The organism is Variovorax sp. 20P10.2.4, from assembly GCF_058244205.1.
In genome coordinates, this window is the sequence record NZ_JBZAYE010000641.1 from 1 (window position 1) to 4,012 (window position 4,012).

The following is a 4,012-nucleotide window of genomic DNA, read 5'->3' on the forward strand; positions in this document are numbered from 1 at the left end:
TGAAGGTCCAGCCGTCGCCCTGGTTCGCCATGTACGACTGCACCATCGCGAGCGCCATCACCCGGCCGTCGTTGCCCACGTACTCGAGCGCGCCGAGCACCGGCACGCAGTTGGCGTACTGCACCACGTCGGTCAGGAAGCGGCCCATCTCGAGCTCGGGGTTGATGCCCCAGCGCACCCGGCGGTAGCCCTTGAGGAACAGCGTGTCGTTGAGCGTCACCACCGTGTTGCTGCTCTGCGCGCTCGGCCGGCCCACCGGCAGTGCATCGATGTCCAGCCCGAGCTTCGCGAACGCCGCCGTGGGGCGAAAGTGCAGCCGGCCCGCGGCCGTCGGCAGCTCCAGCCCCTGCACGATGGTGCGCACCAGTGCGCGGCAGAAGGGCTCGTCGTAGAAGGCGTCGCCCATCAGTCCCACCTGGGCCTGCTGGCGCACCTTCGCGAGGCCGGCCTGCGCGAGGCGGTTCATGCGTTCCTCCTCGCGCTCCTCCCAGGCCAGGGTCAGCGGCATGAAGTAGGTGGCGCTCTCGCGCGGGCCCTCGAGGTCGAACAGCGGCAGCAGGTAGCGGTCGGCGCCGTCCTCCCACACCGCGTGGTCGGCCAGCCGCGCGCGCTCGATGGTCTCGCCCTTGGAGGCATACCAGCGCTGGATCTCGATGTGGCGCGGCAGCGTGTCGGTCTCGAACTGCGTGCGCATGCGCTCGGCCATGCCGATGCGCCACGGCATCACGCGCTCGCGGAAGAAGCTGTCCCAGCCGTCGAACAGCACCAGCGTCGGCTGCTCCTGCAGCGCCACGCCCTCCTGGTGCCACACCGGCATCTCGGCGTCGAGCGTGAGCTTGAACCAGTAGAAGCCGTACGAGGCCAGCGTGAGCAGGTAGGGCAGCTCGCCGATCGGCGGGAACGGCGCGCGCCCGAGCATCTCCACCGGCACGCGGCCCTTGAAGGCCGCGAGGTCGAGCTCGACCGGCTGCGCCGCGCGCGACAGGTTGAACACCGTCAGGATGATGTCGTCGTCGTACTCGCTGACGTAGGCCAGGATCTTGCGGTTGCCGGGCTTGAGGAAGCGGCGCCGGCCGCGCCCGAAGGCATGGCTGGTCTTGCGCACCGCGAGCATGCGGCGGGTCCAGTTCAAGAGCGAGCTCGCGTCGCGCGCCTGCGCCTCCACGTTGAGCGCCTCGTAGCCGAACATGGCGTCCATGATCGGCTGCAGGTACAGGCGCTGCGGATCGGCGCGCGAGAAGCCGGCGTTGCGGTCGGGGCTCCACTGCATCGGCGTGCGCACGCCGTTGCGGTCGCCCACGAACACGTTGTCGCCCATGCCGATCTCGTCGCCGTAGTAGATGATCGGCGAGCCCGGCATCGACAGCAGCATGCCGTTCATGAGCTTCACGCGGTCGAGGTCGTTCTCCATCAGCGGCGCCAGCCGCCGGCGGATGCCGAGGTTGATGCGCGCGCGCTGGTCGGCCGCGTACATGTTGTACATGTAGTCGCGCTCCTTGCTGGTCACCATCTCGAGCGTGAGCTCGTCGTGGTTGCGCAGGAAGATCGCCCACTGGCAGCCGTCGGGGATGTCGGGCGTCTGCTGCAGGATCTCGACCACCGGGTGCCGGTCCTCCTGCGCGATCGCCATGTACATGCGCGGCATCAGCGGGAAGTGGTAGGCCATGTGGCACTCGTCGCCGTCGCCGAAGTACTCGCGCACGTCCTCGGGCCACATGTTGGCCTCGGCCAGCAGGAAGCGGTTCTTGTACTCGGCGTCGATCGCCGCGCGCAGCTTCTTGATCACCGCGTGCGTCTCGGGCAGGTTCTCGTTGCTGGTGCCGTCGCGCTCCACCAGGTAGGGGATCGCGTCGAGCCGGAAGCCGTCCACGCCCATGTCGAGCCAGAAGCGCATGACCTTGAGCACCGCCTCCAGCACCGCCGGGTTGTCGAAGTTCAGGTCGGGCTGGTGGCTGAAGAAGCGGTGCCAGTAGTAGGCCTTGGCCACCGGGTCCCACGACCAGTTCGAGGTCTCGGTGTCGGTGAAGATGATCCGCGTGCCCTGGTAGAGCTGGTCGGTGTCGCTCCACACATAGAAATCGCGCTCGGGCGAGCCCGGCGGCGCCTTGCGCGCGGCCTGGAACCACGGGTGCTCGCTCGAGGTGTGGTTGATGACCAGCTCGGTGATCACGCGCAGCCCGCGCTTGTGGGCCTCGTCGAGCATCTCGCGGAAATCGTCGAGCGTGCCGAACTGCGGGTTCACGTCCTCGTAGGCCGAGATGTCGTAGCCGTCGTCGCGCAGCGGCGAGGGATAGAAGGGCATCAGCCAGATCGTGTTGACGCCCAGCTCCTTCACGTAGTCGAGCTTCGCTGTCACGCCCTTGAAGTCGCCGACGCCGTCGTTGTTGGTGTCGAAGAAGGCCTTGACGTTGAGCTGGTAGATCACCGCATCGCGGTACCACAGCGGATCGTCGCTGTTGTCGATCTCGACGGTTTCCAGCGCGATGCGCGAGACGGGTGCATTCATCGCTCTCTCCCTCAGAGGAAGTAATCGAAATCGCGCTCGCTGCGCACGCGCCGGCGCACCACGAGGATGTGGGCGGGCACGCTGTGCGGATCGAGCTTCACGTAGTGGTGGTGGCCGCGCCAGGTGTAGCGCTGGTTGGTCAGCAGGTCGTGCACCTGGAACTCCTCGTCGGGGCCGACGCCGATGCTGGCCGGGTCGAGGTGGATCCAGCCCGACTGCGCCTGGTGCGGATCGAGGTTGACCGCGACGATCACCACGTTGGCCTCGGCTTCGTCGTTGTCGGGCACGGACTCGCGCGCATAGGCCAGCAGCATGTCGTTCTCGACCGGCAGGAAGCGCACGCCGCGGTGCGTCTGCAGCGCGGGGTTATCGTGGCGGATGCGGTTCACGCGCGCGATGAAGGGCGCGAGGCTCTCGGGGTCGTCGTGGTTCCAGTGCCGCAGCTGGTACTTCTCGGAGTCGAGGTACTCCTCGCTGCCATGCTCGCGCGGGCGGTGCTCGCGCAGCTCGTAGGCCGGCCCGTAGATGCCGTAGCTGCCCGCGAGGGTGGCCGCGAGCACCAGCCGCGCCATGTAGGTCGGCGCATCGCCGGCCTGCAGCTGCTCGTGCAGGATGTCGGGCGTGTTGGGCCAGGCGTTGGGGCGGAAGTAGTCGGCGCCCGGGCCGCTCGACAGCTCGGTGAAGTATTCGACCAGCTCGGCCTTGCCGGTGCGCCAGGTGAAGTAGGTGTAGGACTGGGTGAAGCCCAGCTTCGCGAGCCGGTGCATCACCTTCGGCCGCGTGAAGGCCTCGGCCAGGAAGATCACCTCGGGGTGCTCGCGGTTGACCTCGCCGATCGCCCATTGCCAGAACGCGAAGGACTTGGTGTGCGGGTTGTCGACGCGGAAGATGCGCACGCCCTCGCCGATCCAGTGGTCGAGCACGCTCTTGAGCTCGGCCCACAGCGCGCGCCAGTCATCGCTTTCGAAGTGGAAGGGATAGATGTCCTGGTACTTCTTCGGCGGGTTCTCCGCGTACTGCACGCTGCCGTCGGGCCGGCGGCGGAACCACTCGGGGTGTTCCTTCACGTAGGGATGGTCGGGCGCGCACTGGAAGGCGATGTCGAGCGCGATCTCGATGCCCTGCGCGTTCGCGGCCTGCACCAGGTGGCGGAAGTCCTCGGGCGTGCCGAGCGCGGGCAGGATCGATTTGTGCCCGCCTTCCTTGGCACCGATGGCCCAGGGGCTGCCCACGTCGTCGGGGCCGGCCACCAGCGTGTTGTTCGGGCCCTTGCGCTGCTCGCGGCCGATCGGATGGATCGGCGGCATGTAGAGCACGTCGAAGCCCATCGCGGCGATGGCGGGCAGCCGCGTCTCGACGTCGCGGAAGGTGCCATGGCGGCCGGGCTCGGGCGAGGCCGAACGCGGAAAGAGCTCGTACCAGGTGCTGAAGCCCGCGCGCGTGCGCTGCGCCCACAGCGGCAGCTCGGCCGAGGTCACGGCGAGGCTGCGGTCGGGATGGCGGCGC

The 4,012-nt window shown here is 68.2% G+C and carries 2 protein-coding genes; both read right to left on the reverse strand.

Features of this window, described 5'->3' with window-relative positions; genetic code table 11:
* Positions 1 to 2,506, reverse strand: a 2,506-nt coding sequence (treS, locus tag AC27VN_RS34790; protein ID WP_490879549.1) for a maltose alpha-D-glucosyltransferase, incomplete at its 3' end; no start/stop codon positions are given.
* An 11-nt stretch (positions 2,507 to 2,517) separates the two neighbouring features.
* Positions 2,518 to 4,012, reverse strand: a 1,495-nt coding sequence (locus AC27VN_RS34795) for an alpha-1,4-glucan--maltose-1-phosphate maltosyltransferase (protein ID WP_490879550.1), incomplete at its 5' end; no start/stop codon positions are given.